We start from the raw sequence: 18,676 nt of genomic DNA, 5'->3' as shown, positions 1-18,676 counted from the left end.
AGACGAAAGAACAACATGAACAACAACTACGAACAATACGAAGTGCCGAACGGCGTGCCCGTGAAGATGTGGACCAACGGCGTGCCCGTGGAAGAAGAAGCCCGGAACCAGCTGCGCAACATCGCGCGCCTGCCCATCGTGTTCAAGCACGTGGCGGTGATGCCCGATGTGCACCTGGGGATCGGCGCCACCATCGGCTCGGTGGTGCCCACGCTCAAGGCGATCATCCCTGCCGCTGTCGGGGTGGACCTGGGGTGCGGGATGATGGCGTGCAAGACCACGCTCACTGCCAGCGACCTGCCCGACAACCTGGCCGGTGTACGCGCCGCCATCGAGCGCGCCGTGCCGGTGGGGATAACCTCCAAGCGCTTTGGTCGCGACAAAGGCAGCTGGGATACCCCGCCCGCCGAGACGGACCGCGCGTGGGCGGGGCTGGTGGACGAGTTCGAGGAAATTTGCGAAGCGCACCCGCGCATCAAGAACACGAACAACTACAAGCACCTGGGAACACTGGGAACGGGTAACCACTTCATCGAAATCTGCCTGGACGAAAACCAGTCCGTGTGGGTGATGCTGCACTCCGGCTCGCGCGGCGTGGGGAACGCCATCGGCACCCACTTCATCGAGCTGGCCAAGAAGGACGCCGAGATGAACCAGCGCAACCTGCCCGACAAAGACCTGGCCTACTTCGAGGAAGGCGCAAAGTATTTCGGTGACTACGTGAAGGCCGTGGGGTGGGCGCAGAAGTTTGCCGCCGCCAACCGTGAGGTGATGATGGGCCGCGTGATTGCCGCGCTGCGCACCGTGATCACCAAGCCGTTCGAGACGCACGTCGAGGCGGTGAACTGCCACCACAACTACGTGCAGCGCGAAACGCACTTCGGGCAAGAGGTCTTCGTGACCCGCAAGGGGGCAGTGAACGCCGAGCAGGGCAAGCTGGGGATCATCCCGGGGAGCATGGGGGCCAAGAGCTTCATCGTGCGCGGAAAAGGCAACCCCGAGAGCTTCAACAGCTGCAGCCACGGTGCGGGCCGAACGATGAGCCGTACCAAGGCCAAGAAGATGTACACCGTGGCCGACCAGATCGCCGCCACCGAAGGCGTGGAGTGCCGCAAGGATGCCGACGTGATCGATGAGATCCCGATGGCGTACAAGAACATCGACGCGGTGATGGCGGCGCAGCGGGATCTGGTGGAGGTGGTTTACACGCTCAAGCAGGTTGTGTGCGTGAAGGGATAACGCTCTTCCAAAGGTCACTACGTTTTCTATAGCGGCTTGCGTTTACGAGATAGGTGAAAACGGGCATTTTTATACCAAAGAGCTTGATATGACTGAGCAAGAAATTGAAAAAAAGCACGCTGCAATTTTTGAGGCACTACGCAAAGAAATAGCTCGCCTAAATCAGGTTCTCGAAACGAACGAATTTTCCTCAGAGAATCCGCAACATGTCGCCACCCATCAATTGGCGTTGCGTCTCATCGAGTTCTCTACGGGCTGCCACATGCTTGCTAAAGCAGGTCTTGCAGCTGCAAATGCGGCGACGGGCCGGACCTGCCTGGAGGTCGGCTTCAAGCTGAAGGCGATATGCAAAAGCATGAGTGCCGCTGACATCTACAACAAGCAGGAGGATATGGATCGGCTGGCCAAATTGAAACCCATTTTGTCTAACCAGGAGATGCGCGCATATTTCTCGGAAGAAGACTTGAAAAGCTGGGACAACGAAATTCTGGAGATCGAAAGTGAGCTAAACAAGACAAAAACCGATGCTTCTAAAAATCACGCATCTGTACGCGCCAAGAAGAGCCGAAAGAGAGCCAGTCACGACAAGAAAACCGTCTATTCATGGGCTGTTGATGCCGGTGAGGAGGAGGTATATCGATTTGCTTATTCCATCTTCTCCGACTTCACACACTCCGGGCCTGGATCAATGAAGCACATCTGCAACGTGAGCAGCAAAGGTCAGTTTTTTATGCAAACGGGCCCTTCGGATCACATGGTTGACCAGGTGATCGGAAGCGTCAGCCACTGCCTCGCGTCCGCTTCGAATGCAATTGAGGGCTTGTTTGCACAGGTAGAAAAGAACCAATGCGCGAAGTAATCACCCTCGACGGCTCCACCGGCGAAGGCGGCGGCCAGATCCTGCGCACCGGACTCGCCCTTTCCATGGTCACCGGGCGACCACTGCACATCACACGCATCCGCACCGGGCGGCCCAAGCCGGGGCTGATGCGCCAGCACCTGGCCTGCGTGCAGGCGGCGGTGGCCGTGTGCGGCGGGCAGGCCGACGGCGCCGAGCTGGGCTCGCAAACGCTGCAGTTCACGCCCGGCGCCGTGCGCGCAGGCGACTACCGCTTTCAGATCGCGACGGCAGGCAGTTGCCTGCTGGTACTGCAGACCGTGTTGCCCGCGCTGATGCTGGCCGATGGCGAAAGCCGCGTGCAGCTGTCCGGAGGCACTCACAACCCGATGGCGCCGCCGTTTGACTTTCTGGAGCGGGCCTTTGCGCCGCTGGTGCGGCGCCTCGGCGTGGGGTTGGATCTGCAACTGCAGCGACGCGGCTTCCACCCCGCTGGGGGTGGCGAGGTGCTGGCGCACATCACGCCCGCAGCGCTGCCGTTGACGCCCGTGGATGTGCTGGAGCGCGGCCCGCTGCAAGACGCCTGGGGCGAGGCGCTGGTGCCCGGCCTCGCGCGCAACATTGCCACGCGCGAGCTGGACGCGCTGGGCCAGCGCATGGGGTGGACGTTCGAAGCAGGCCAGCTGCGCCAGCCCCCAACGCGCCAGAACGAGGGCCCGGGTAATGCACTGATTGCCACGCTGGAATACGCGCACATCACCGAGGTGTTCTGCCAGTTGGGCGAGCGCAGCCTGTCGGCCGAGCAGGTCGCCAAGCGGCTGGTGGACGAGGTGCTCGACTACCAGCGCAGCACGGGCGCTTTGGGACCGCACCTGGCCGACCAGTGGATGCTGCCGCTGGCCCTGGCGGTGTGGCGCAGCGGGCAGGCTGCACGCTACACCTGCACCGAGGTGACACAGCACACGGTCACCAACGCGCAGACGATTGCGCTGGGGCTGCCGGTACGGGTGCAAATCACGCCGGTGGACAAAGCCATGCTGGTGGAGATCAGCCCGCTGCTCTAAGCAGGTACGCATCGGCTTTGGGAGATACCTTGGCTATATCCATATCTCCAAGGCAGTAGAACAACTGGTTCAGAATGCGCGTGGTACCGCCATGCCAGCCCCGCGAACCCGTTCGCCTGGGTTTGTCGAAGAGTCCGCCATCGCGCCCTGGCTTCGACAGGCTCAGCCCGAACGGATTTCTACGAACTGACCGGGATTGCATAACCCCTTCTTTGCCCCTCACAGGAGACGCCATGAAAGTTGACAACATTCTGCAAACCATTGGCAACACGCCCCACGTGCGCATCAATCGCCTGTTTGGCCCAGCGGCCAACGTGTGGGTGAAGTCTGAGCGCAGCAACCCCGGAGGTTCCATCAAGGACCGCATCGCGCTGTCGATGGTGGAAGACGCCGAAAAGTCGGGCGCGCTGCAGCCCGGCGGCACGATCATCGAGCCCACCTCGGGCAACACCGGCATTGGCCTGGCGCTGGTGGCGGCCGTCAAGGGCTACAAGCTCATCCTCGTGATGCCCGACAGCATGAGCATCGAGCGCCGCCGCCTGATGCTCGCCTATGGCGCGCAGTTTGACCTGACCCCGCGCGAGAAGGGCATGAAGGGCGCGATTGCCCGTGCGCAGGAACTGCAGGCGCAGACGCCAGGCTCGTGGGTCCCACAGCAGTTTGAGAACCCCGCCAACATCGACGTGCATGTGCGCACCACCGCGCAGGAGATCCTGGCGGACTTCCCTGATGGCATTGATGTGCTGGTCACCGGCGTGGGCACGGGTGGCCACATCACCGGCGTGGCACGGGTGCTCAAAGCCAAGTTTCCCAACCTCAAGGTGTTTGCGGTGGAGCCCACGGCCTCGCCCGTCATCTCGGGCGGCGCACCCGCACCCCACCCCATCCAGGGCATTGGCGCAGGGTTCATCCCCAAGAACCTCGACACCAGCCTACTCGACGGCGTGATTCAGGTCGACGCCGAACCGGCCCGCGAATACGCACGCCGCTCTGCGCGCGAAGAGGGGATCCTGGTGGGCATTTCGTCGGGCGCCACGCTGGCCGCCATTGCGCAAAAGCTGCCGGAGCTGCCTGCGGGGGCCAAAGTGCTGGGCTTTAACTACGACACCGGCGAGCGTTATCTGTCGGTGGAAGGCTTCCTGCCAGCGTAAACACAGCCGCCGCAGATGCGGCACTTTGCCATGCGAAATGGGGCCATCAGGCCCCATTTTTTCGTCCCCTGCTGCACAAAACCACGGCCAGCCGTCCTACAGCGACAACACTGCGCAGACCAAACAATCGAGTCATCCCTCGGCCCGCCCCTCGTGGCCCTTGTGCCCATCGCGGCGGCTTCGCTGGGGACCCACTCCAAAGATTGTTTGACTGCCCATGGCCACCACCGCCGCTACCGATCCCCAGCCCATTGCGTTCAAGGTGCTTACCGTGAACGTGCACAAGGGCTTCACCACGTTCAACCGGCGTTTCATGCTGCACGAGTTGCGTGACGCTGTGCGTGATGTGGCGGCGGATTTGGTGTTTTTGCAGGAGGTGCAAGGCACGCACCACCGCCATGCCAGTCGCCTAGCCAACTTTCCGCAGGTGCCGCACTACGAGTTTCTGGCAGACACCATCTGGTCGCAGTACGCCTACGGCCGCAATGCGGTGTATGACAACGGCGACCACGGCAATGCGCTGCTGTCCAAGTTTCCGATCACGCACTACGAGAACCACGACATCTCCATCAGTGGGCCCGAGCGTCGCGGCATGCTGCATTGCGTGCTGCAGCCACCGGGGCACCACCTGCCTGTGCATGCCATCTGCGTGCACCTGGGGCTGCAAGAGTCGCACCGGCAAAAGCAGCTGATGCGGGTGTGTGAGTTGGTACGCACCTTTCCGGCCGACGAGCCTGTGGTGCTTGCGGGCGATTTCAACGACTGGCGCAACCGCGCGCACGAAGTGCTGGAGCGCGAAGCGGGTCTGCAAGAGGTGTTTGTGCAGGCCTTCGGCCGTGCGGTGCGCACGTTCCCAGCCTCCATGCCGCTGCTGGCGCTGGACCGCATCTACGTGCGCAACGCGGCCGTGCATTCGCCGCTGACGTTGCCCAAAAAGCCCTGGGACAAGCTCTCGGACCATGCACCTTTGGCGGCGGAGATCCTGCTATGAAACGCCCTGCTTTTAGCCTGCCCCGCTCGTCCCGCTGGGTTCCGGGCAATCACTTCGAGTTGCTGGAAAACGGCGAGGAGTTCTTCCCACGCGTGTTCACTGCCATTGCCGAAGCTAGGCGTGAGGTGATGCTGGAGACTTTCATCCTGTTCGAGGACAAGATCGGTCGAGAGCTGCATGCAGTCTTGCTGGCGGCCGCGAAGCGCGGCGTCGAGGTGCATGTGCTGGTCGACGGTTTTGGGTCACCCGACCTGTCTGACAAATACGTGGGCAGTTTGGTAGAGGCCGGTGTGCGGTTTCGCATTTTTGACGCCGGTCGGCGCTTCATGGGACAGCGCCTGAATGTGCTGCGCCGCATGCACCGCAAGATTGTGGTGGTGGACGGCCAACTGGGCTTCATCGGCGGCATCAACTATTCAGCCGACCATGTGGCTGACTTTGGCCCTGAGGCCAAGCAGGACTACGCGGTGCAGGTGCGCGGCCCCATCGTGGCGCAGATGCACCATTTCACACGCGAGGCGGTGCTGGACCGCAGCGAGCACAAACGCCACCGCGCGGCGGGCGTCACCGGGCGGGCACACGTGGGCACAGCCCACGCCATGTTTGTGACGCGCGACAACCAGCAGCACACCAGCGACATCGAGCGCCAGTACCGCGTGGCCCTGCGCGCTGCCCGCAGCCGCGTGGTGATTGCCAATGCCTACTTCTTCCCGGGTTACCGGTTCATCCGCGAGATGCGGCGCGCCGCAAAACGTGGTGTCGACGTGCGGCTGATCCTGCAAGGCCAGCCCGATATGGCCATCGTGAAAACGGCAGCCAGCCTGCTCTACCACCACCTGCAGCGCTCGGGCGTGCGCATTTATGAATACTGCGACCGCCCGCTGCATGGCAAGGTGGCGCTGGTGGACGATGACTGGTCCACCGTGGGCTCCAGCAACCTCGATCCGCTGAGCCTGTCGCTGAACCTGGAGGCCAATGTGATCATCCAGGACCGTGCGTTCAACGCCCAACTGCACCGCCGCTTGTCGCACCTGATGGAGCACAGCTGCAAGCAGATCGAAGCGGCTGCACCCAGCCGATGGAATGGTCTAGCGCTGTTGCGCAGCTACGCGGTGTTCCACCTGATGCGCTGGTTCCCTGCATGGGCAGGCTGGCTGCCCAAACACCAGCCCACGATCACGCTGGCCAACCCGGCGAACCCGGCTACTGCGGGCACGGTCACTGCCGAGCCCGCCAGCAGCCCGGCCGCCTGATGACCTGACGACGCGCGAGCACCCCCATCATGGCCACCCCCACTTTGCTCGCCGATACAGACACCACCGGGACCGATGCCACGGATAAATCAGGACGCGTGAGTCGTACAAGCGGATGGCGCCACTGGCCCCAGCAGGCCTGGTGGCCGTGGGCAACCCGTGGTGTTGCAGCCGCTTTTTTTGCAGCGGTTGCCTGGCTGATCTTTCAACAGGCGCGCACGGTGGACTGGCCTGCCGTGCTGCAGGCCCTGCGCGACCTGCCCGCCACCGCGCTGGTGGTGGCGGGTGGGCTGGCGTTGCTGAGCCATTTCACATACGGCACCTACGACTGGGTGGGGCGCTATTGCAGCGGCCACCGGTTGACGCGCGCCACCACGCTGGGCATTGGGATGACCAGCTACCCCTTCACGCTCAACCTGGGCTCGCTGATCGGCGGCGTGGGCGTGCGCTATCGGCTGTACGCACGGCGCGGCGTGGACCCCGGCACCATCGGCCAGGTGGTGGGCACCAGCATCGTGACGAACTGGGTGGGTTACCTGCTGCTCGCGGGTGCGCTGGCCTGGCTGTGGCAGCCGCCTGCGGTGGCGGGGTGGGCTGTGACGCCGTGGCAATGGCGCCTGGGCGGCACCGTGCTGGGTTGCCTCCCGTTGGCCTATGTGGCTGTGTGCGTCTTGCGCAGCGGGCGGGCGCTAACGTTGCGTGGACACGAATTTCCGCTGCCGCGCTGGCCCGTGGCGCTGTGGCAAGTGGCCGTATCGGCCGCCAACTGGATGCTGATGGGCGCCGCCCTGTGGATGGTGCTGCAAAGCCAGGTGAGCTACCCCGCCGCGCTGGCCACCGTGCTCCTGGGGGCGGTGGCGGGGCTGGTGCTGCGCGTGCCTGCGGGCCTGGGTGTGCTGGAGGCCGTGGGCGTTGCGCTGCTGGCCACCAAGGCGCTGGGGCAAGAAGAAGTGCTGGCAGCCTTGCTGGCTTACCGGGCGCTGTACTACTTTGGGCCGCTGGTGCTGGCGGCCGTGGCGTTTGGCGTGGCAGAGCTGCGCTGGCGCCAGCAGGCCAACCCGGACGCTGAAAGCGCCACAGAGCAGAAAATATGAATCAAATATGCCTCTAGCGCTTATCCATAAAGCGCTAACAGCTATTAATTTGATATTTTTTTAGGCAGGTTGCTCCACGCGACTTTCCCGCCTGGGATTCCATCCGCAGCGCACACCTCGTATCATCGCGGCCCCACGCCATTGCAACCCGCCCGATCGACACGGGCCCGCAAGAACATGATCCGACTCTCCGAAATCCGGCTGCCCTTCACCGTGGCCGAAGCCCCCGAGGCGCCCCTGCGCGCCGCTGCTGCCACCCTTTTGGGCGTGGCAGACGCTGACATCACCCACCTCCAAGTCTTTAAACGCAGCTTTGACGCGCGCAAAGCCGACTTGCTGGCGGTGTACATCGTGGACGTCACCTTGGCCCAGCCCGCGCGCGAAGCCGAGCTGCTGGCGATTTTTGCCGGAAGCGCCCACATCCAGCCCACGCCCGACATGGCCTGGCACCCCGTGGGCCAGGCGCCTGCTGACCTGCCCCTGCGCCCCGTGGTGGTGGGCTTTGGCCCCTGCGGCATTTTTGCGGCGCTGGTGCTGGCGCAGATGGGTTTCAAGCCCATCGTGCTGGAGCGCGGCAAGCCCGTGCGTGAGCGCACCAAGGACACCTGGGGCCTGTGGCGCAAGCGCGAGCTGCATGCCGAGAGCAATGTGCAGTTTGGCGAAGGCGGCGCAGGCACGTTCAGCGACGGCAAGCTCTACAGCCAGATCAAGGACCCGCGCCACCTGGGCCGCAAAGTAATGAACGAGTTCGTCAAAGCCGGCGCGCCTGAAGAAATCCTTTACGTCGCCCATCCGCACATCGGCACCTTCAAGCTGGTGAAGGTGGTGGAGAACCTGCGCGAGCAGATCATTGCGCTGGGCGGCGAGATCCGCTTTGAGCAACGCGTGACCGACGTGATCGTGGAAGGCACTGGAGAAAGCCGACACCTGCGCGGCCTCAAGGTGCTGAACCAGGCCACTGGTGAAACCACCGATCTGCGCGCCGACCATGTGGTCATGGCGCTGGGCCACAGCTCGCGCGACACCTTTGCCATGCTGTACGACCGTGGCGTGGCCATGGAGGCCAAGCCCTTTTCCATCGGGTTTCGCATCGAACACCCCCAAGGCGTCATCGACCGCGCACGCTGGGGCCGCCATGCGGGACACCCGCTGCTGGGCGCGGCCGACTACAAGCTGGTGCACCACGCGCAAAACGGCCGCGCGGTGTACAGCTTTTGCATGTGCCCCGGCGGCACCGTGGTGGCCGCCACCAGCGAGCCCAACCGCGTGGTGACCAACGGCATGAGCCAGTATTCGCGCAACGAGCGCAATGCCAACGCGGGCATGGTGGTGGGCATCGACCCGCGCGACTACCCCACCGACCCGGCGGCGTTTGAAACCCACCTGGGCCAGACCTACGGCGTCGAGCGCCTGGCCGCCGGGCAGTTCCACCCGCTCGCGGGCAGTGTGCTGCAGCGGCAGCTCGAATCCAACGCCTTTGTGCTGGGCGGGCGCGACTACAGCGCGCCGGGCCAGCTGGTGGGCGACTTCATCAGCGGCACGCCATCCAAACAACTGGGTGACGTGGAGCCGTCTTACAAGCCCGGCGTGGCCCTGGGTGACCTGCATGCCGCCCTTCCCGGCTACGCCATCGAAGCGCTGCGCGAGGCGCTGCCCGTATTCGGCCGCAAGATCAAAGGGTTTGACATGCACGATGCGGTGCTGACGGGCGTGGAGACACGCACGTCGTCGCCCCTGAAGATCGGACGCGGCGAGAACCTGCAGAGCTTGAACACTGCCGGGCTGTACCCGGCGGGTGAAGGCGCCAGCTACGCGGGTGGCATCTTGTCGGCGGGCGTGGATGGCATCAAGGTGGGCGAAGCGGTGGCGCGCAGCCTGCTGGGCACGGGCGCTGCATGACCACGGTGACCCTGGCGCGCCCCAGCATCGCGCAGTTTGTCGCCGCAGCCCTGTCCATGGCAGTGGTTGTGCTGGCATCCAACATCCTGGTCCAGTTCCCCATCAACGACTGGCTGACCTGGGGTGCCATCACCTACCCCGTGGCCTTCCTGGTGAGTGAACTGGTCAACCGCGCCCATGGCCCGGAGCAGGCCCGGCGCGTGGCGTGGGTGGGATTTGCGGTGGCCGTGGCGGCGTCGCTGGTGCTGGCGCCAGCGCGCATTGCGGTGGCTTCAGGCATGGCGTTTTTGCTGTCGCAGTGGCTGGACATCGGCGTGTTTGACCGGCTGCGGCACGGCACCTGGTGGCGCGCACCGCTGGTGGCCACGGTGCTCGCGGCGGTGCTGGACACCGCCGTGTTCTGGAGCATTGCGTTTGCAGGTACCGAAGGCCCCTGGGTGACCTGGGCGCTGGGCGATCTGGCGGTGAAGCTGGTGCTGGGCGTAGCGTTGCTGTTGCCGTTCCGCCTGTTTATCGGCCACCAGCTGGCGCAGCGCGCCGCCTGAAGGGGCAGCGCGCTACAGCCGTGGTGGACTACTTGCGCTGCAAGAAGTCCACCGCCAGTGCCGCCAGCGTGCGGGCGCCCACCGGCAGCTGGTCTTCGTCGATGTCGAACAGCGGCGAATGGTTGGACGGCGCGGTCTTGAAGTCCTTGCCTTTGGGCGGCGCGCCCAGGAAGAAGAAGAACCCGGGCGCGACTTTCTGGAACTCCGAGAAGTCTTCCGAGCCGCTCACCTTGGGGATGATCATGGCCTTGCCAGCGGTAGCTAGCTTGAGCGCGGGCAGGGATGCAGCCGTCAGCTCGGCGGGGTTGGTGGTGACCGGGTAAGCCACAGGTCCGAAGCGCACCTTGGCCTTGGCACCGCTCGATGCGGCGATCTGCTCGGCGGTAGTAGTAATGCGCTTCAAAGCCTCCTGCCGCATGCCTTCGTCGAAGGTGCGCAGCGTGCCCAGCATCTCGACGCTGTCGGGAATGATGTTGTAGCGCGTGCCGCCCTGGATCTGGCCGATGGTGATGACGGCGGGCTCCTGGCTGATGTTGAGCTGGCGGCTTACCACCGTCTGCAGGCCCAGCACCACCTGGCTCGCGGCCACGATGGGGTCCACCGCGTTCCAGGGCGATGAGCCATGGCCGCCACGGCCTTCCACCTGGATGCTGATGTTGTCCGACCCCGCCATCAGCGGCCCGCTGCGGTAGCCCACCACGCCAGACGGCAGGTTGGCCGTGATGTGCAGACCGTAGATGGCTTGCACGTCTTTGAGTGCGCCTTCTTCCACCATGGCCTTGGCGCCAAAGCTGGGCACCTTGCCGGTGGCATCGGGCTCTACCGGTGCGCCTTCTTCCGCGGGCTGAAAGATGAACTTGATGGTGCCGGGCAACTGTGCCTTCATGCCCGCCAGCGCCTCGGCCGCGCCCATCAACATGGCCACGTGGGCATCGTGCCCGCAGGCGTGCATCACCGGAACTTCCTTGCCCAGGTAGGTGGACTTGACCTTGGAGGCGAACGGCAGGCCGGTGTTCTCGGGCACGGGCAAGGCGTCCATATCGGCACGCAATGCCACCACCTTGCCCGGCAGGCCGCCCTTCAGGGTGCCCACCACACCGGTGCCGCCCACGTTGGTCTGCACTTCCATGCCCAGCTTCTTCAAGTGATCGGCCACCAGCTTGGCGGTACGCACTTCCTGGCCCGAGAGTTCAGGGTGGGCATGGATGTCACGGCGCCAGTTGACCATCTTGGCGGCCACGCCATTAATCGCTGCGTCGATGGTTTGCAAGCCAGCGGCGTCCAGTGCCTGGGCCTGTGCGGACGATACGAACGTCAGCCCGCTGATGAGCAGGCCGGAGGCCAGCGAAATGGCAGAGAGGGGTTTGTGCATGTTGGAGCAGATCCGTACGATGAAAGAGCCAGAAGAGGAGCGCGGTGAAGAACCCCACCGCGCATTCATGCTACGGGCCACCCCAGCGTTGCAGACAAGCGAAAATGGCCATCCACAGAGCTAATATCGCCATGTCCTCTTCCTCTGTCTCGTCCGCGACGGCCCCGGTTTTTCGGGTCGATATCCCGCTGCTGCCCGAATCGGCAGTGGGCAACGCACTGCAGTTCATCGACCTGCTGCGCAGCGCCAACCTGCTGGCCGGGCTGCGCTTGGGCGCCAGCGCCCCGCGGCTGACGTGGCGGCTGCTGGATGCCAAAGGGGCGCCGCTGCCCGTTCTGCCCGGCGCCCTGGCGGCCTACACCCCCGCGCCTGCAGAGCCACCCAGCGGTCCACCGTTCGCGCTGTTCATCCCCTCCTTCCATACGGCGGACATCCCGGCCATCCGCAACGCCGTGGCGCGCAACCGCCCGCTCGTGCGCCAGATCGGGATCGCGCTGGACGCCGGGCAAAAGGTATTCACTCTGGGCAACGGCGCCTGGCTGGCCGCCGAGAGCGGACGCCTGAGTGGCCGGCAGGTCAGCCTGCCGTGGTTTTATGTGGCCGGTTTCGAGCGAGACCACCCGGACATCGGCTTCGGACTCGGCCAGGACATCGCTGAAGACGGCCCGTGGATCAGCGGTGCACTGCCGATCAGCGTCGGCGACCTGGCCGTTTCTTTGATCCGCCACACCTTGGGCAGCGCGCTGGCTGAGGCCTGCGCCAGCGTGCTGGCCCCCGACCACGAACGCACCCGCGCGGCGCTGCAGGCCAACGCGCAGCAGCACATCCCCGCCACCCGCGACAGCACCCTGGCCCGCGCCATTGCCTGGATGGAAGCGCATCTGGACAAGCCGTACTCGCTGCCTCGGTTGGCCGAGGCCGCAGCGGTGAGCACACGCACCTTGCTGCGGCACTTTCAGCAAGAGCTGTCCCAGTCGCCGCTGGACCACCTGCACAGCCTGCGCTGCGCACGCGCCAAGGTCATGCTGGAGGTGACGCTGGAGAGCGTGCCCAGCATTGCCGTGGCCTGCGGGTACAGCGACCCCGCCGCGTTTCGCCGCATCTTTGCGCGCTACACCGGCATGGCCCCGTGGGAATACCGCAAACGCCACGCATTGCGCGCACCGCGCAGGCGCTGGCGGGTGGATGTGGCTGCGCGCTGAGGGGGCTTGGTCACTCGATCAGCCGCCGCGGCTGCCGCGCCCGTGTTGGCGGCGAAGGCCCTGACTAGCGCAGCGCTACTGCGGACGAACCCGCCGCGCCTTGCGGCAGGCGGAACGCTTCCACCAGTTCGGCCAGTTGCTGCGCCTGCACACGCAGGCCCTGCGCGGCGGCGGAGGATTCCTCCACCAGCGCGGCGTTCTGCTGCGTCATCTGGTCGAGCTGCGAGACGGCCTCGCCCACCTGGCTCAGGCCGGTGGTCTGCTCCCGCGCGGCGGTGCTGATCTCGCCAATGATGGTGGCCACTTGCCGTACGGAATCCACGATCTCACCCATGGTGCTGCCCGCCGCATGGACCAGTTGGGTGCCTTCACCCACCTGCCGCACGCTGTCGCTGATCAGCCCGCCAATCTCCTTGGCCGCCGTGGCCGAACGCTGCGCCAGGCTGCGCACCTCGCTGGCCACCACAGCAAACCCCCGGCCTTGTTCGCCCGCACGGGCGGCTTCCACCGCGGCGTTCAGCGCGAGGATGTTGGTCTGGAACGCAATGCCATCGATCACGCTGGTGATGTCGGCAATGCGGCGCGACGACAGTGCAATGCCTTCCATGGTGCCCACGACACGGTCCACTGCCTCGCGCCCGCGCTGGGCCACGCCGCTGGCACCGGTGGCCAGGATGCTGGCCTGGGCCGCAGCGTCGGCGCTGTGGCGCACGGTGGCCAGCAACTCTTCCATGCTGGCGGCGATCTCTTCGAGGTTGGATGCGGTCTGTTCGGTACGCGCCGACAGGTCGCTGTTACCCGCGGCGATCTCGCTGCTGGCCCCGGCCACCGACGTGCTGGCCTGGCGCATGCCCACCACCAATTCGGCCAGCCGCGCCTGCATGCCGCCCAGGCGTGACAGCAAGGCCTGCAGTTCATCGCGATTGCTCGCTGCATGCGACGGCACGGCGGTGGTGAGGTCGCCCTCGGCGATGCGGTCCGTCACCTCCGAGGCCTGCGCCAACGGCTTCAGGATGGAGCGCGACAGCAGCCAGGCGCATGCAAGACTCAGCAAAAGCCCCACCAGCGATCCCGCAGCAAGCAAGGTGATGCCCTGCTGCTCGCTGCGCTCAGCCGCTTCGCGGGCCTCTGCCACGCGCTGGCGCTGGAACTCAGCGAGCTTGTTCACCGCTGCGGCATAGGCGTCGGCCGCAGGGCGCAGCTGGTTGGCAATGGCGTCAGGAGGCAGGGCCTCGCCGCCCTTGCGACGTTTCACGAGGTCGTCCCGCACGGTTCTGAATCCGTTGCCGGATTTGTCGATGGCATCGAACAGCGTCTTCGACTCGGCGTCGTCTGCCAGCTCGTCCAGACGCTTGCGCACCTCGGCCGACCGCGCCGAGGTGATCTTGCGATCAGCGTCAATGCGGGCAGCGTAGGCGGGGTTGTCAATCTCCAGCAGGGTCTCGGCACGCACCGAGCTGAGTACCACAATGGCATGAAGCTCTCGCGCCAACAACGCCCGCTCAGAGGAGTGTCCACCCAGGTCATCGGCAATGTCTTGCAGTCCGGCCAGCCGCCAGATCCCCACCGCGGCGGACAACGACATCACCAGACACACAACGCCAAAGGCCAGAGCCAGGCGCATGGCAACACGGGCGTGGGAGAGTTTCATAAAGAGGTCCGCAGAAGAAGGGAAGGCCGACGAAACAAGCCGTCAGGTTTGCCTATGGGCTTGGGCTCCCAGAGGCTCTTCCTAGCTTATCGACAAATCGTTACAAGCTCTTGAGCCTGATGCCGCGCCGCAACAGCCCGTCCAAAAAGGCAAACCGCCGCAGGGCGCGAACCCTGCGGCGGTTTTCAGGAGGCTGCGGCGAGCGTCTCGCCGCTGGTCCAGACCTTAACCCTGCTGCGCGTTCTGCAACGCGGCAATGCGCTCTTCAATGGGCGGGTGGGTGCTGAACAGCTTGCCAATGCCACCGGCAATGCCCATGGCGGCCATGCTCTTGGGCAGCTCTGCGGGGTGGCTGCCGCCCAAACGGGCCAGAGCGTTGATCATGGGCTGACGGCGACCCATCAGCTGCGCGGCGCCCGAGTCGGCGCGGAACTCGCGCTGGCGGCTGAACCAGGCGACGATCATCGCAGCCACAAAGCCCAGCACGATGTCGAGCACGATGGTCGTCACGTAGTAGCCGATGCCCGGGCCGGAGCTGTTCTCGTCGTTCTTGCGCAGAAAACTGTCCACCGCATAGCCCACCACGCGCGACAGGAACACCACAAAGGTGTTCATCACGCCCTGGATCAACGTCATGGTGACCATGTCCCCGTTGGCGATGTGGGCGACTTCGTGGCCAATGACCGCCTCGACTTCTTCGCGCGTCATGCCCTGCAGCAGCCCGGTGGACACCGCCACCAGCGCGTTGTTCTTGAAAGCACCTGTAGCAAACGCGTTCGGATCGCCCGGGAAGATGCCGACTTCAGGCATGCCGATACCGGCCTTGTCGGCGAAACCGCGCACGGTGTCCACGATCCAGCGCTCGTCGGCCGAACCGGTGCCGTCGATGATCTGCACCTTGGCGCTCCACTTGGCCATGGGTTTGCTGATCAGCAGCGAAATGATGGCGCCGCCAAATCCCATGATCAGCGAGAAGCCGAGCAATGCGGTGAGGTTGAGCCCGTTGGCAGTGAGAAAACGGTTGACGCCCAGCAAGCTCGCCACCACGCCCAACACCAGCACAACGGCCAGGTTGGTCATTACAAATAACAAAATCCGTTTCATGGGTTCTCCGTGGGACAAAACAACAGGGTGATTGCAGGCTCAGATGGGGGCCGGAGGCTGCGCTTCAAGCCACAGCAATTCCGCAAGCCCGACCCCGTTTCTGGCCGCGATTTATCGCGCTATGGTAGGTGTAAATCTGCGCCAGGGCCTTATCACACAGGCCTTGGCGGGAATTAGGGCGCAGCCACCGCCTGCACGCCGCGCGGCGCCCGGAACACCTGGGTGTCTGCATAAAAAGCAGGGTCTTCATTGGCAGGCCACCATCCGGGCACACCGAGCACCGGCAGGGGCACAAAAGGTTTGGTGGCCCAGCGCTCGGGCTGCATCTCGTTGGCAACCCAGGCATCCAATTTCGCTATCGAATCAATAGCTTCTTGCGCTTGATAGACATGCGCCACCATGGGTTTTCGAGGTGAAACCAGTTTTTCGAGCAGCGCATGCCCCAGCACCACCAGTCGCGCCTGCCGCCACAGCGGGCGCAAGTCTACAAACAACCGCTGCCAGTCTCGCGCGTGCAGCGCAGTCCACAACTCGGGGGGCGCTTGCAGCACGGCGCCGTTTTCATCGAACACCGTCAATGCATCCCGCAACGGCCCACGCACGGCTTGTACGCCGTCGGCGGCAATGGCCTGCGCCTGCAGCTGGTTCAGGCGGCGCTTCGTTTGCGGAAACTGCAGCCAGACCAGGCCGTTGAAAAAGTCGTGCAGGTTGTCGCGGGTGGGGACCAGGCGGGTATCGAAGATGAATTGCTCGTAGGCAGTGCCGCCGGGCAAATCGGACTGGGGGACGAACTGCACCGGAGCATCGCGCAGACGATTCAATGCGTCAGCCACCAAGATCCCAGACTTGCAATCGGCATGCGCCGGAACGCCTACGTCCCTGAGGAGTTGCACCCAAGGAACAGACCAATCAACGGAGCCAATCATCAGAAAGTCACTACGAGGGTGGAAGCACGTACCGCACTTGATTTGGTTGTTTTTGCGGCTGCAATTCGAAATGGTGGGGAAACTTTTTGAACAGCTTCGTTGAAGCCGAATTTTTGCCCAACAACTTTGCGTCGTGCAACAGCTTCGCAATTTCGCCCAAACGCTGGAATTGCCCTCCCATCAATGTCGGAGCTGACTCAAGAATTTGATGCACGGTCACCTGCGAGGCTGACGCGTTTGCAACTGTGCCAATCTTTTTGGCAGGTGCCTTTTTTGCTGCAGTTTTCTTGGCAGATGCTGTCACCTTGGTCTGAGCCTTGGGCGCAGCAGCTTTCTTGACGGCCGTCTTTACAGTCGGAGCCTTCTTGGCTGGCGGGCTTTTCTTCGGCGCAGGCGGTTTGCTGATTTCCGCAGGCTCAAGTATGGAAGTGCGGTTCGCAGGCTCTACAGCGCCATCGCCTACGAAAAACACCTTGTCGTAGGCATAGACGGCTTCGGGAGCCATCTTTCCCCGCTCCGAAATACAGACCATTCGGAATCCGCGTTCCCGAAGGCGCAGCACCAAAGGAACGAAATCGGCGTCACCCGAGCCGATCGCAATGGTGGTGGGACGTGATGGGGCAAAAGACATTTCCATCACGTCAACCGCCAAGGCAATGTCCGTCGTGTTCTTCGACAACGACAGATTCATATAGGGCCGAATCAAAGCGGTACGAAGAACGTCTCCAAGGCCCTTGAGCTTGTCGGCGCTTCCGTAAGCACGGCGAATCGAGACAGACCCCTCACCCAGCTCCAGGGTACGAATTGCCTCCTCTACCCACGATGACGAGCAAAGATTGTCGGCATCAATGAAGAATGCGATCACAGGCGCCCTCCTGCGCTGGCAGCGTGTGGCCAGCAATCACGGCGTAAACAATTAACCGACCAGTCGCCACGGCAGCGCTTCGCCCGCTCGCAAAGGCTTGAGGTTGGCTTCGCCAAACGCAAAACTCTCGGGCGGTGTCCATGACTCGCGGCGCAGCGTGATGGTGCCGGTGTTGCGCGGCAGGCTGTAGAAGTCGGGGCCGTGGAAGCTGGCAAACCCTTCGAGCTGGTCGAGCGCGCAGGCGTTGTCGAAGGCCTCGGCATACATCTCGATGGCGGCGTGGGCGGTGTAGCAGCCAGCGCAGCCGCTGGCGTGCTCCTTGAGGTGAGCGGGGTGCGGCGCGCTGTCGGTGCCCAGAAAGAACTTGTTGCTGCCGCTGGTGGCGGCCTGTACCAGGGCCACGCGGTGCGTTTCGCGCTTGAGCACGGGCAGGCAGTAGTAGTGCGGGCGCACGCCGCCGATGAAGATGGCGTTGCGGTTGTAAAGCAAGTGGTGCGCGGTGATCGTGGCGGCGGTGAAGTGGTCGGCACTGGCCACATAGTCGGCCGCATCCTTGGTGGTGATGTGCTCGAAGACGATTTTCAGCTCGGGGAAGTCGCGGCGCAGCGGGATGAGTTGCTGCTCGATGAACACGGCCTCGCGGTCGAACAGGTCGATGTCGCTGCTGGTCACCTCGCCGTGCACCAGCAGCAGCATGCCGGCCTTCTGCATAGCTTCGAGCGTCTTGTACGTCTTGCGCAGGTCGGTCACGCCCGCGTCGCTGTTGGTGGTGGCGCCCGCAGGGTAGAGCTTGGCGGCGACCACACCGGCCGCGCGTGCGCGCACGATTTCTTCGGGCGGCAGGTTGTCGGTGAGGTACAGGGTCATCAGCGGTTCGAACTGCATACCCTCAGGTACTGCGGCCAGGATGCGCTCTTTGTACGCCAGCGCCTGCTCGGCCGTGGTCACGGGTGGGCGCAGGTTGGGCATGATGATCGCGCGGCCAAACTGGGCGGCCGTGTGCGGAACCACGGTGTGCAGCGCCTCGCCGTCGCGCACATGCAGGTGCCAGTCGTCGGGGCGGGTGATGGTGAGGGTGTCAGGCTGGGTGGGGGTGTGGGGTGCGGCTGTCATGGGCAGCATTGTCCCATCGGCACGGGCTTTGCAATTTTGATAGCTACCAGCGCTTATCAGATAAGCGCTAGAGGTCAAAAAGGCTTAAAACTTTCCATCCAGCCGACACCGATAGCAGGCAGGGTTCTGACCCACGGGGCCACCCCAACACCGACACCCCGCAGGTTCAACGATGTGGAGGTGCGCATAAAAAAAGAGCGCCCGGCGGGCGCTCTTTTTGAGGGGTGGCACAACAGGCCATCACACAGGGCTCAGTGCGCCAGGATCTTGTTGAGGAAATCCTTGGTGCGGGGCTGGCGGGCTTCGGGGTGATTGAAGAAGTCGTCCTTGGAGCAGTCTTCCAGTATCTTGCCGCCCACGTCCATAAAG

Annotated in this window: 16 protein-coding genes and 1 pseudogene; 10 read left to right on the top strand and 7 right to left on the bottom strand. The window is 64.0% G+C overall.

What is annotated here, in order from left to right; all coding sequences use genetic code 11:
• Positions 1 to 15: 15 nt before the first annotated feature.
• The 9 genes from ACK41V_RS08080 (at position 16) to ACK41V_RS08040 (ending at position 10,074) form a co-directional block, all read left to right on the top strand.
• Positions 16 to 1,239 (top strand): RtcB family protein, encoded by a 1,224-nt coding sequence (locus tag ACK41V_RS08080; protein WP_409780361.1) that lies wholly within the window; start codon positions 16 to 18, stop codon positions 1,237 to 1,239.
• Positions 1,240 to 1,327: 88 nt separating this feature from the next.
• On the top strand, positions 1,328 to 2,098 hold the full coding sequence (locus ACK41V_RS08075; RefSeq protein WP_409780358.1) for a DUF5677 domain-containing protein: 771 nt from the start codon (positions 1,328 to 1,330) through the stop codon (positions 2,096 to 2,098).
• Positions 2,086 to 3,141 (top strand): RNA 3'-terminal phosphate cyclase, encoded by a 1,056-nt coding sequence (gene rtcA / locus ACK41V_RS08070; protein WP_409780355.1) that lies wholly within the window; start codon positions 2,086 to 2,088, stop codon positions 3,139 to 3,141. Before ACK41V_RS08075 ends, rtcA begins: the two co-directional genes overlap by 13 nt.
• Positions 3,142 to 3,374: 233 nt before the next feature.
• On the top strand, positions 3,375 to 4,292 hold the full coding sequence (gene cysK / locus ACK41V_RS08065; RefSeq protein ID WP_409780352.1) for a cysteine synthase A: 918 nt from the start codon (positions 3,375 to 3,377) through the stop codon (positions 4,290 to 4,292).
• A 217-nt stretch (positions 4,293 to 4,509) separates the two neighbouring features.
• Positions 4,510 to 5,283 carry an endonuclease/exonuclease/phosphatase family protein gene (locus ACK41V_RS08060; protein WP_409780349.1) on the top strand — a complete coding sequence of 258 codons (774 nt, stop codon included), beginning with the start codon at positions 4,510 to 4,512 and terminating at the stop codon, positions 5,281 to 5,283.
• Positions 5,280 to 6,536: a cardiolipin synthase ClsB gene (clsB, locus tag ACK41V_RS08055; protein WP_409780346.1), complete on the top strand. Its 1,257-nt coding sequence runs from the start codon at positions 5,280 to 5,282 to the stop codon at positions 6,534 to 6,536. Before ACK41V_RS08060 ends, clsB begins: the two co-directional genes overlap by 4 nt.
• 29 nt (positions 6,537 to 6,565) lie before the next feature.
• A complete protein-coding gene (locus ACK41V_RS08050) occupies positions 6,566 to 7,630 on the top strand; it encodes a YbhN family protein (RefSeq protein ID WP_409780344.1) in 1,065 nt (354 codons plus the stop codon).
• A gap of 177 nt (positions 7,631 to 7,807) precedes the next feature.
• Positions 7,808 to 9,529 (top strand): NAD(P)/FAD-dependent oxidoreductase, encoded by a 1,722-nt coding sequence (locus ACK41V_RS08045; RefSeq protein WP_409780341.1) that lies wholly within the window; start codon positions 7,808 to 7,810, stop codon positions 9,527 to 9,529.
• Positions 9,526 to 10,074 (top strand): VUT family protein, encoded by a 549-nt coding sequence (locus ACK41V_RS08040; RefSeq protein WP_409780338.1) that lies wholly within the window; start codon positions 9,526 to 9,528, stop codon positions 10,072 to 10,074. Before ACK41V_RS08045 ends, ACK41V_RS08040 begins: the two co-directional genes overlap by 4 nt.
• A gap of 28 nt (positions 10,075 to 10,102) precedes the next feature.
• On the opposite strand, the gene ACK41V_RS08035 is transcribed toward ACK41V_RS08040, so the two are convergent.
• Positions 10,103 to 11,446, bottom strand: a complete 1,344-nt coding sequence (locus tag ACK41V_RS08035; RefSeq protein WP_409780335.1) for an amidohydrolase — start codon at positions 11,444 to 11,446, stop codon at positions 10,103 to 10,105.
• A gap of 131 nt (positions 11,447 to 11,577) precedes the next feature.
• Between ACK41V_RS08035 and ACK41V_RS08030 the strand changes: the two genes are divergently transcribed.
• Positions 11,578 to 12,648 carry a GlxA family transcriptional regulator gene (locus tag ACK41V_RS08030; protein ID WP_409780332.1) on the top strand — a complete coding sequence of 357 codons (1,071 nt, stop codon included), beginning with the start codon at positions 11,578 to 11,580 and terminating at the stop codon, positions 12,646 to 12,648.
• A gap of 64 nt (positions 12,649 to 12,712) precedes the next feature.
• Here the strand turns inward: ACK41V_RS08030 and ACK41V_RS08025 are convergent, their stop codons facing one another.
• From ACK41V_RS08025 to ACK41V_RS08000, 6 genes and pseudogenes are all read right to left on the bottom strand, one after another.
• Complete coding sequence (locus ACK41V_RS08025) at positions 12,713 to 14,299, bottom strand: methyl-accepting chemotaxis protein (RefSeq protein ID WP_409780329.1); 1,587 nt, start codon at positions 14,297 to 14,299, stop codon at positions 12,713 to 12,715.
• A 225-nt stretch (positions 14,300 to 14,524) separates the two neighbouring features.
• Positions 14,525 to 15,403, bottom strand: a complete 879-nt coding sequence (gene htpX, locus ACK41V_RS08020) for a protease HtpX (RefSeq protein ID WP_409780326.1) — start codon at positions 15,401 to 15,403, stop codon at positions 14,525 to 14,527.
• Between the two features lie 173 nt (positions 15,404 to 15,576).
• The gene (locus tag ACK41V_RS08015; protein WP_409780323.1) at positions 15,577 to 16,329 is read right to left on the bottom strand and encodes a DUF3025 domain-containing protein; all 753 of its coding nucleotides are present in this window, start codon (positions 16,327 to 16,329) and stop codon (positions 15,577 to 15,579) included.
• A gap of 10 nt (positions 16,330 to 16,339) precedes the next feature.
• Complete coding sequence (locus ACK41V_RS08010; protein ID WP_409780319.1) at positions 16,340 to 17,194, bottom strand: NYN domain-containing protein; 855 nt, start codon at positions 17,192 to 17,194, stop codon at positions 16,340 to 16,342.
• 51 nt (positions 17,195 to 17,245) lie between these two features.
• Positions 17,246 to 18,307, bottom strand: a complete 1,062-nt coding sequence (gene pyrC, locus ACK41V_RS08005; RefSeq protein WP_409780316.1) for a dihydroorotase — start codon at positions 18,305 to 18,307, stop codon at positions 17,246 to 17,248.
• Positions 18,308 to 18,558: 251 nt separating this feature from the next.
• Positions 18,559 to 18,676 (bottom strand): annotated as a pseudogene (locus ACK41V_RS08000) (amino acid ABC transporter ATP-binding protein); the annotation flags it as partial.

Origin of the sequence: Acidovorax sp. (assembly GCF_046291265.1) — a bacterium.
GTDB lineage: Bacteria > Pseudomonadota > Gammaproteobacteria > Burkholderiales > Burkholderiaceae_C > Acidovorax.
The sequence above is the reverse complement of the archived record's forward strand: the minus strand, read 5'-3'. Positions and strand labels throughout refer to the sequence as shown.

Coding starts and splice junctions, on each gene's coding strand:
- ACK41V_RS08080 (WP_409780361.1), top strand. CDS start 16: ATGAACAACAACTACGAACAATACGAAGTGCCGAACGGCGTGCCCGTG.
- ACK41V_RS08075 (WP_409780358.1), top strand. CDS start 1,328: ATGACTGAGCAAGAAATTGAAAAAAAGCACGCTGCAATTTTTGAGGCA.
- rtcA (WP_409780355.1), top strand. CDS start 2,086: ATGCGCGAAGTAATCACCCTCGACGGCTCCACCGGCGAAGGCGGCGGC.
- cysK (WP_409780352.1), top strand. CDS start 3,375: ATGAAAGTTGACAACATTCTGCAAACCATTGGCAACACGCCCCACGTG.
- ACK41V_RS08060 (WP_409780349.1), top strand. CDS start 4,510: ATGGCCACCACCGCCGCTACCGATCCCCAGCCCATTGCGTTCAAGGTG.
- clsB (WP_409780346.1), top strand. CDS start 5,280: ATGAAACGCCCTGCTTTTAGCCTGCCCCGCTCGTCCCGCTGGGTTCCG.
- ACK41V_RS08050 (WP_409780344.1), top strand. CDS start 6,566: ATGGCCACCCCCACTTTGCTCGCCGATACAGACACCACCGGGACCGAT.
- ACK41V_RS08045 (WP_409780341.1), top strand. CDS start 7,808: ATGATCCGACTCTCCGAAATCCGGCTGCCCTTCACCGTGGCCGAAGCC.
- ACK41V_RS08040 (WP_409780338.1), top strand. CDS start 9,526: ATGACCACGGTGACCCTGGCGCGCCCCAGCATCGCGCAGTTTGTCGCC.
- ACK41V_RS08035 (WP_409780335.1), bottom strand. CDS start 11,446: ATGCACAAACCCCTCTCTGCCATTTCGCTGGCCTCCGGCCTGCTCATC.
- ACK41V_RS08030 (WP_409780332.1), top strand. CDS start 11,578: ATGTCCTCTTCCTCTGTCTCGTCCGCGACGGCCCCGGTTTTTCGGGTC.
- ACK41V_RS08025 (WP_409780329.1), bottom strand. CDS start 14,299: ATGAAACTCTCCCACGCCCGTGTTGCCATGCGCCTGGCTCTGGCCTTT.
- htpX (WP_409780326.1), bottom strand. CDS start 15,403: ATGAAACGGATTTTGTTATTTGTAATGACCAACCTGGCCGTTGTGCTG.
- ACK41V_RS08015 (WP_409780323.1), bottom strand. CDS start 16,329: ATGATTGGCTCCGTTGATTGGTCTGTTCCTTGGGTGCAACTCCTCAGG.
- pyrC (WP_409780316.1), bottom strand. CDS start 18,307: ATGACAGCCGCACCCCACACCCCCACCCAGCCTGACACCCTCACCATC.